Source organism: uncultured Mailhella sp., assembly GCF_944324615.1.
In the GTDB taxonomy this organism is placed as follows: Bacteria; Desulfobacterota; Desulfovibrionia; order Desulfovibrionales; family Desulfovibrionaceae; genus Mailhella.
On sequence record NZ_CALUWY010000115.1, the window covers coordinates 1 to 3277 of the forward strand.

General features: G+C 59.2%; 2 protein-coding genes. One reads left to right on the top strand and one right to left on the bottom strand.

Features of this window, described 5'->3' with window-relative positions; genetic code table 11:
• Nucleotides 1-833 precede the first annotated feature (833 nt).
• Nucleotides 834-1349 (bottom strand): hypothetical protein, encoded by a 516-nt coding sequence (locus Q0K07_RS12985; RefSeq protein ID WP_294559783.1) that lies wholly within the window; start codon nt 1347-1349, stop codon nt 834-836.
• On the opposite strand from Q0K07_RS12985, the gene Q0K07_RS12990 reads away from it, so the two are divergent.
• The gene (locus Q0K07_RS12990) at nt 1314-3011 is read left to right on the top strand and encodes a dynamin family protein (RefSeq protein WP_294559784.1); all 1698 of its coding nucleotides are present in this window, start codon (nt 1314-1316) and stop codon (nt 3009-3011) included. The two genes, Q0K07_RS12985 and Q0K07_RS12990, sit on opposite strands and share 36 nt — an antisense overlap.
• The last annotated feature ends 266 nt before the right edge of the window (nt 3012-3277 follow it).

The following is a 3277-nucleotide window of genomic DNA, read 5'->3' on the forward strand; positions in this document are numbered from 1 at the left end:
GAGAGTCGCCTGCTTTGGGGCGGTGGCCGGAGTGGGGAGCACAGAAAGGGGGAGCGCAGGTGGGGCGGCCTGAGCACAGGAAGAGGAGCGCGTGGGGAGCACAGGAAGGCTCGGGGCAAGGTGGGGCGCGGGAGGGAACCGGAGCGCGGGGGCGTGCAGGAGCGCGCAGGCGTTCCCCACGGGCCAATGCACGGGGGAGTACGTTTTTTTCTCTCTTTATATAAGCGCTCGCTACTATGCGCGGGGCCAATGCACGGGGTAATACAGAAAAGGGGGCGCTCTGTGCGTCATCTTCCGGGCGCGCAAGGCAGGCTGAGAGCACGGAAAAAGCCCTGCGCGGCGGCTCTGCTTTTCCGGGGGCATTGCAGGGGCTTCTGCACGTTCCGGGCTTTGGGAGGGGGGACTCCGCAGGGGGCGTTCCCCACAGGGCACAGGCGTCTTCACTTCGGCCATGCCCAGGGCTTCTACGCACAGGACCATGTTTGTCTGTGTGCAGGGCGCAGAACAGAAAAAACGCGGGAACTTTGTTCAAAGTCCCCGCGCTCGCGTGCGATGGAAGGCCCGTGCAGTCGGGCCGGCGTTCTACTTGTAGACCTTCACGGCAAACAGCCCGAGGCATACGACAAAAGCCATAAGAACGGCGCAAATACTCAGTACCAGAGTTCCAAGTTCCATACTATCCTCCTTGGTTTTGTACAAGACAAACGTCGTCGCACGTCATGGAACGGCGCGAGCGTTATAGTATGTATACTGATATAACAGACGCCTTCCATGTTTTTTTAGAACATAGCAGGCGTTTCTGATAAAAACAACCGGTTTTTGAGAAATTTTTTTTATTTATTCATCTTTATTACAGTAAGTGAGCAATTTTTTCCAATAGTATTTGTTTCTTTATGAAACAGGGCTGTGAAAAATGATGAAGTCAAAAAAATACAGAACAGCAGCAGGGAAAAAACGCTGTTTTTCCTGTAACGGCAACAGTGTTTTGTGGCATCAAGGGCATGTGATTTTTTTCCATAATGCCGTGCCACAGACATTTTCCGTTTTTTTTCATGCATGGGAGAAAAATCACGGAGGAAAATCCTGTCTCTCATACCGGGGAGCAGCCTTGCGCCGCAGGGCTTTTCCCGGCGAAAGGGCAGCATGTGCACAGGAGAGGCGCGGGCGGAACATGCGCAGGGCACTGCGGCTCCGGGGAGGAGGGCGGCCGCAACGCCGGCAGGACACTGATGTTTCCGGGACTTGCCTTGAGCGGGCAATAGGGTATCTTCGGAAAAACCGCCGGAACCGTGAACAGGGACAGGAGTGTTGACATGGGCGAGTTTCGCGTGCCCGATACCGGGCTTCATATTCTTATGCTGGGCTGCATGAGCTCCGGCAAATCCACGGTGCTCAACGCGCTTCTGGGCCGGGGGGCCTTCCCTGCCGGGAACAGGGCGACCACGGCACAGATATTCCGCGTGCTGCACGATCCGTTCTGTACGGAGGCCGTGTGCCGCAATCCTTCGGAAAGCGACGCCTGGCACCCGCTCACGCTGGAGAGGCTCGCTTCCTACAACGGTTCCATGCGGGAAAACGTGCCTGCGGACATTCATCTGTGCCTGCCGCACCTGGAAAGAAAGCGCCCCATCGTGTTTTACGACACGCCCGGCCCCAACACCAGCAAATACGGGGAACACCGCGGCGAAACCTACTTCGCTCTGGAAAAACTGCCCCTCAGTCATATTTTTCTGGTGCTGGACATGGCGCAGCTGCACACCCGCGACGAGGAGGCCCTGCTGCAGGACATGGGTCGCGTGGTGCAGGAGCGCGGCGGCATGCCCGTGCTGGTTCTGCTCAACAAGGCCGATGTCATCGACGTGGAAAAGGAATCCGTGGAGGAGATCGTCACCGAAGTGCGCGATACCGTGGCGCAGTATGTGCCTGAGGGCACCAGTGTGGAGGTCATTCCCCTCATGGCCAAGGGCGCGGAGGTGTGGCGGCGCATGATAGACCGCGACAACCTCACCGTGTTCGAGGTGGAGTTCGGCCAGTACATCGACTGGAGGCTCTGCGAGGCCATGCTCAAGGCCGCCATCATGCCCGAGCCCATCCGCGTGAGCGTGGCGGAACAGATGGAGGAATGGCGCAGGCTGCAGAAGTTTTCCCAGGCCTTCCGTTCTTCGCTGGAATATCTGGCAAAGCGCGTGCATCCCGAGGCCGAACTCGTCAACAAGAACGTGAGCAGGATTCTGGATTACGCCGACTGCCGCCGGGCCATCACGGCTTCCGGCATTGTGGCCCTTGAGGAATATATCGACAGGCTCACCGTTTCCCCGGCGCGCCAGGTGCCCCATGCGGGGCCGCTCCGGGAAAAGAGCCGCCTTCCGGCCGGGCCGGATACCCTTCCCCCGGAAAAGGGGACAAACCATAAAGGAAGTTTCATGAGAACGTGCGCCATCAGCAGGGAAGAAGCCCTTGCTCTTCTGAAAAGCTACAACAGCGAACCCTTCCATCTTCTTCACGCCCTTACGGTGGAGGGCGTGATGCGCCATTTCGCCCGTGAACGCGGCTTTGCCGACGAAGAAGACTTCTGGGCCATGGCCGGGCTTCTGCACGACATCGACTTCGAGCGCTACCCCGAGGAACATTGCCGCAAGGCCCCGGAACTTCTGCGCGCCGCAGGCGTGGGCGAGGACATGATCCACGCCGTGTGCAGCCACGGCTACGGCCTGTGCTGCGATGTGGAACCGGAACATGAAATGGAAAAGATTCTCTTTGCCGCCGACGAACTCACCGGACTCATCGGCGCGGCCGCGCGCATGCGTCCTTCGGGCAGCGTGATGGACATGGAAGTGTCCAGCCTGAAAAAGAAGTTCAAGGACAAGCGCTTTGCCGCGGGCTGCTCGCGCGATGTCATTAAAGCCGGAGCCGAACGCCTGGGCTGGACGCTGGAAGAACTTTTCGAGCGCACCCTCGACGCCATGCGTTCCTGTGAGGAAAGCGTGAAGGCCGAAACGGCCGCGCTCTAAGGCTTTTTTCCGTAAAAGGGGGGAGCTTTCCCCCCCCTTGCGCCCCCTCTGCGGGGCTTTTTTGTCCCTTCTGCGGGACGCTCCCCGGTGGCGGCAGGCCCCGGCGCTTTCCTTTCTTCTCCTTTTCTTCTTCCTCCTTGCTCCGGTCTCTTTTCCCGGCCATGCTCCCCCCTCCGGCGCTTCCCTTGAAAGAAGGCCCGCCCCAGCGGGAGGAGCGCCCGGCTTTTGAACGCAGGGTGCGCCCGATATGCCATCTTTATTTATTG

Coding starts and splice junctions, on each gene's coding strand:
- Q0K07_RS12990 (WP_294559784.1), top strand. CDS start 1,314: ATGGGCGAGTTTCGCGTGCCCGATACCGGGCTTCATATTCTTATGCTG.
- Q0K07_RS12985 (WP_294559783.1), bottom strand. CDS start 1,349: ATGAAGCCCGGTATCGGGCACGCGAAACTCGCCCATGTCAACACTCCT.